This is a genomic window from Parapedobacter indicus (genome assembly GCF_900113765.1).
Taxonomy (GTDB): Bacteria; Bacteroidota; Bacteroidia; order Sphingobacteriales; family Sphingobacteriaceae; genus Parapedobacter; species Parapedobacter indicus.
Genome location: NZ_FOQO01000023.1, coordinates 1 through 5,094 on the forward strand (window position 1 = coordinate 1; position 5,094 = coordinate 5,094).

General features: G+C 54.2%; 2 tRNA genes and 3 rRNA genes. All 5 read right to left on the reverse strand.

The annotated features are described in order from the left end of the window. Positions 1-17 precede the first annotated feature (17 nt). Positions 18-129, reverse strand: a 5S ribosomal RNA gene (gene rrf, locus BMZ56_RS25210). 68 nt (positions 130-197) lie between these two features. Further along, a 23S ribosomal RNA gene (locus BMZ56_RS25215) occupies positions 198-3,073 on the reverse strand. A gap of 140 nt (positions 3,074-3,213) precedes the next feature. Continuing rightward, positions 3,214-3,287, reverse strand: a tRNA-Ala gene (locus BMZ56_RS25220). Positions 3,288-3,371: 84 nt separating this feature from the next. Then, positions 3,372-3,445, reverse strand: a tRNA-Ile gene (locus tag BMZ56_RS25225). Positions 3,446-3,561: 116 nt separating this feature from the next. Continuing rightward, positions 3,562-5,084: ribosomal RNA gene (locus BMZ56_RS25230) — 16S ribosomal RNA — on the reverse strand. The 16S, 23S and 5S rRNA genes sit together here with 2 tRNA genes alongside, the layout of an rRNA operon. Between the last annotated feature and the right edge of the window lie 10 nt (positions 5,085-5,094).

A 5,094-nucleotide genomic window follows, 5' to 3' on the forward strand; every position in this document is an offset into this window, starting at 1 on the left:
ACGGGGCTCTGAATGAAATCCGGCACCGACCTACTCTCACGCCTGTTACGGCAATACCATCGGCTCTGGCGGGCTTAACTGCTCTGTTCGGGATGGGAAGAGGTGGACACCGCCGATATAGGCACCTGAATACCTTTATGACAATAATCAGAAGAAAACAGTAAGAGAAAGGCGAGAAGGCAACAGCGTATCTCTGCGCGAGAAAGTTATCGGGCTATTAGTACCGCTCGGCTTTGGTGTCGCCACCTTTAGACCTGCGGCCTATCGACCCCGTAGTCTACGGGGACCCTCAATGGAACATTCATCTTGTGGCCGGTTTCGCACTTAGATGCTTTCAGCGCTTATCCTAACCCGACATAGCTACCCAGCAATACACCTGGCGGCATAACTGGTACACCAGCGGTCGGTCCAGCCCGGTCCTCTCGTACTAAGGCCAGCCCCACTCAATATTCCTACGCCCGCAACAGATAGGGACCGAACTGTCTCGCGACGTTCTGAACCCAGCTCGCGTGCCACTTTAATCGGCGAACAGCCGAACCCTTGGGACCTTCTCCAGCCCCAGGATGTGACGAGCCGACATCGAGGTGCCAAACCTCCCCGTCGATATGAGCTCTTGGGGGAGATCAGCCTGTTATCCCCAGAGTACCTTTTATCCTTTGAGCGATGGCCCTTCCATGCAGAACCACCGGATCACTATGTCCGTCTTTCGACCCTGTTCGGCTTGTAGGCCTCACAGTCAAGCAAGCTTATGCCATTGCACTCCACGTACGGTTACCAAGCGTACTGAGCTTACCTTTGAAAGCCTCCGTTACCTTTTTGGAGGCGACCACCCCAGTCAAACTACCCACCAAACAGTGTCTCCCTCGTCCGAGGGATTAGGAACCGGATACGCAAAGGGCGGTATTTCAAGGGCGGCTCCACGAGTCCTGGCGAACCCGATTCAATGCCTCCCGCCTATCCTACACATCACGCACCCAGTCCCAATGTTAAGCTGTAGTGAAGGTTCATGGGGTCTTTCCGTCCCGTTGCGGGTAACCGGCGTCTTCACCGGTACCACAATTTCACCGAGCTCATGGCTGAGACAGTGCCCAGATCGTTACACCATTCGTGCAGGTCGGAACTTACCCGACAAGGAATTTCGCTACCTTAGGACCGTTATAGTTACGGCCGCCGTTTACTGGGGCTTCGATTCAATGCTTCGGGGTTACCCCCTGACATCCCCTCTTAACCTTCCAGCACCGGGCAGGTGTCAGGCCTTATACATCATCTTGCGATTTCGCAAAGCCATATGTTTTTGTTAAACAGTCGCCTGGGCCTTTTCACTGCGGCTGACTTACGCCAGCGCCCCTTCTCCCGAAGTTACAGGGCCATTTTGCCGAGTTCCTTAGCCATGATTCACTCGAGCACCTTAGGATTCTCACCCCAACCACCTGTGTCGGTTTGCGGTACGGGTTCTGGTTGCCTGGAGCTTAGCGGTTTTTCTCGGAAGCAGGATTACCCACACTATCGGCGCAGCCGAAGCCTTGCCGTACTATCGGGTTTCAGCAGTATCCACGGATTTGCCTATGGATCCTATACCTACGCCCTTCAACGCACTATTCCGTCAGTGCGCGGTGGTGTCACTTCTCCGTCCCCGCGTCGCAGCAACCAAAAGTACGGGAATATTAACCCGTTGTCCATCGGATTCGCCTTTCGGCTTATCCTTAGGCCCCGACTGACCCTGATCCGATTAGCGTTGATCAGGAAACCTTGGTCTTTCGGTGGGCGGGTTTCTCACCCGCCTTATCGTTACTTATGCCTACATTTGCTTTTCCGGAAGGTCCACCCAGGCTCACGCCCAGGATTCGCCCCCGCCGGAATGCTCCCCTACCGATATTAAATATCCCATAGCTTCGGTAGCACGCTTGATGCCCGTTCATTATCCACGCCCGGCCGCTCGACTAGTGAGCTGTTACGCACTCTTTAAATGGATGGCTGCTTCCAAGCCAACATCCTAGCTGTCTGTGCAGCCGGACCTCGTTAGTCCAACTTAGCGTACATTTGGGGACCTTAGCTGATGGTCTGGGTTCTTTCCCTCTCGGCCCTGGACCTTAGCACCCAGAGCCTCACTGCAGAGCATATCCCGCGGCATTCGGAGTTCGTCTGGATTTGGTAGGATGTGACTCCCCCGCACCCAATCGGTAGCTCTACCTCCGCGGGACTAAGCTCCACGCTGTTCCTAAAAACATTTCGGGGAGTACGAGCTATTTCCCAGTTTGATTGGCCTTTCACCCCTACCCTCAGTTCATCCGGAAGCTTTTCAACGCTTATCGGTTCGGCCCTCCAGTACCTGTTACGGCACCTTCAGCCTGACCAAGGGTAGATCACAAGGTTTCGCGTCTACCTCCACTGACTATCCGCCCTATTAAGACTCGCTTTCGCTTCGGCTGCGTGGCTGAACCACTTAACCTCGCCAATGAAGTGTAACTCGTAGGCTCATTATGCAAAAGGCACGCCGTCACAGCTCGCGCTGCTCCGACCGATTGTAAGCACACGGTTTCAGGTTCTATTTCACTCCCCTGTTCGGGGTTCTTTTCACCTTTCCCTCACGGTACTGGTCCACTATCGGTCTCTCAGGAGTATTTAGCCTTGGCGGATGGTGCCGCCGGATTCCCACAGGGCGTCTCCGACCCCGCGGTACTCAGGATACCATTAGGCTGCACTTGCTTACGTGTACGGGACTATCACCCCCTACGGTACCGGCTTCCCTTCCGGTTTCCACTTAACGCATGCACGCCACGTCATGGTCCTACAACCCCGGATATGCCGTAACATAGCCGGTTTGGGCTAATCCGCGTTCGCTCGCCACTACTTGCGGAATCACTGTTGTTTTCTCCTCCTACGCCTACTTAGATGTTTCAGTTCAGCGCGTTCGCGTATATATACGATGTACCTTCAGTACATCAGGTTGCCCCATTCGGAAACCGCCGGATCAATTCGCATTTGCCAATCCCCGGCGCTTATCGCAGCTTGTCACGTCCTTCTTCGCCTCTGAGAGCCTAGGCATCCCCCGTGTGCCCTTATTTACTTTCTTCAACCCGTAACCCTTTTGCTGTTACGGATCTGCTTTCCGTCAATACCCGGAGGTATACGACGGCTGTTGCCTTCTCTTTCTCTTCTTGTTTTCTTCCAATATGTCAAAGAACTTTATATATCCCCCCTCGGGGATGATCGTGGAGAATAACGGATTCGAACCGTTGACCCCCTGCGTGCAAGGCAGGTGCTCTAGCCAGCTGAGCTAATTCCCCATATTCCGGCGAACCGCTCACCTTGACCCTCCCGACCAAAAGTCGGGATGCTCTAGCCAGCTGAGCTAATTCCCCTCTTCTCCGTAGTCCCGAGCAGACTTGAACTGCTGACCCCTACATTATCAGTGTAGTGCTCTAACCAACTGAGCTACGGGACTAGCTTGCCTTTCAATCTCCTCGGAACACCGTGTAAGGGAACGGTGTCCTGTGTATTTTATCTCCTTAGATAGTATTGATGATTCATGGCGTAACGAGTACCAATCAAGTACTCTAGAAAGGAGGTATTCCAGCCGCACCTTCCGGTACGGCTACCTTGTTACGACTTAGCCCCAATTACCAGTTTTGCCCTGACACGCTCCTTGCGGTCACATGCTTCAGGCACCCCCGGCTTTCATGGCTTGACGGGCGGTGTGTACAAGGCCCGGGAACGTATTCACCGCGTCATTGCTGATACGCGATTACTAGCGAATCCAACTTCACGGGGCCGAGTTGCAGGCCCCGATCCGAACTGTGATCGGCTTTGCGGGATTGGCGCCTCATTGCTGAGTGGCTGCCCGCTGTACCGACCATTGTAGCACGTGTGTAGCCCCGGACGTAAGGGCCATGATGACTTGACGTCGTCCCCGCCTTCCTCACTGTTTGCACAGGCAGTCTGGATAGAGTCCCCACCTTTAAATGCTGGCAACTATCCACAGGGGTTGCGCTCGTTGCGGGACTTAACCCAACACCTCACGGCACGAGCTGACGACAGCCATGCAGCACCTAGTTTCGTGTCCCGAAGGACTTATCCATCTCTGGATAATTCACTAACTTTCAAGCCCGGGTAAGGTTCCTCGCGTATCATCGAATTAAACCACATGCTCCTCCGCTTGTGCGGGCCCCCGTCAATTCCTTTGAGTTTCACCCTTGCGGGCGTACTCCCCAGGTGGATGACTTAACGCTTTCGCTTGGGCGCCGGCATTCTATCGCCGACACCGAGTCATCATCGTTTAGGGCGTGGACTACCAGGGTATCTAATCCTGTTCGATCCCCACGCTTTCGTGCATCAGCGTCAATCGCGCCTTGGTAAGCTGCCTTCGCAATCGGTGTTCTGTGGCATATCTATGCATTTCACCGCTACTTGCCACATTCCGCCTACCTCATCCGCATTCAAGCACACCAGTATCAAAGGCACTGCGATGGTTGAGCCACCGTCTTTCACCCCTGACTTAGCATGCCGCCTACGCACCCTTTAAACCCAATAAATCCGGATAACGCTCGGATCCTCCGTATTACCGCGGCTGCTGGCACGGAGTTAGCCGATCCTTATTCTTACGGTACACTCAACCCTCTACTCGTAAAGGGGTTTGTTCCCGTACAAAAGCAGTTTACAACCCGTAGGGCAGTCCTCCTGCACGCGGCATGGCTGGTTCAGGCTCCCGCCCATTGACCAATATTCCTTACTGCTGCCTCCCGTAGGAGTCTGGTCCGTGTCTCAGTACCAGTGTGGGGGATTCTCCTCTCAGAGCCCCTAGGCATCATAGCCTTGGTAAGCCGTTACCCTACCAACTAGCTAATGCCACGCGAGCCCATCCGTCCCCTATAAATATTTGGTTATACAACCGATGCCGGTATATAACTTCATGCGGTGTTAATCCCTCTTTCGAGGGGCTATCCCCCTGGGACGGGCAGGTTGCTCACGCGTTACGCACCCGTGCGCCACTCTCACCACCAGCAAGCTGGTGGATCCCGTTCGACTTGCATGTATTAGGCCTGCCGCTAGCGTTCATCCTGAGCCAGGATCAAACTCTCCATTGTAAAATGAAGT